Source organism: Citrobacter sp. TBCS-14, assembly GCF_005280805.1.
Lineage (GTDB): Bacteria > Pseudomonadota > Gammaproteobacteria > Enterobacterales > Enterobacteriaceae > Citrobacter > Citrobacter gillenii.
Genome location: NZ_SZWM01000255.1, coordinates 1 through 210, shown reverse-complemented (window position 1 = coordinate 210; position 210 = coordinate 1). Strand labels below are relative to the sequence as shown.

The following is a 210-nucleotide window of genomic DNA, read 5'->3' as shown; positions in this document are numbered from 1 at the left end:
GTCCATGGGCTATCCAGTCACCCAAACCGGAAGCCATAATGATGCCGATCAGTGCCGAGACGAACGCCATAAATGGCAAAATAGTTTTCAGGACGGTATCGATGGTGTCGCGCCCAGACTGGAACAGCACTGCAACGGCTGAACCCATGCCCATGCCAACTTTTGCCAGCAGGCCATCGCTCTGTTCAGTGATTTTTTTGCTGGTGTCGT

The 210-nt window shown here is 52.9% G+C and carries 1 pseudogene; it reads right to left on the bottom strand.

Annotated features, from left to right (window positions below):
• A pseudogene (gene srlE, locus FDX22_RS30930) lies at window positions 1–210 on the bottom strand (PTS glucitol/sorbitol transporter subunit IIB); the annotation flags it as partial.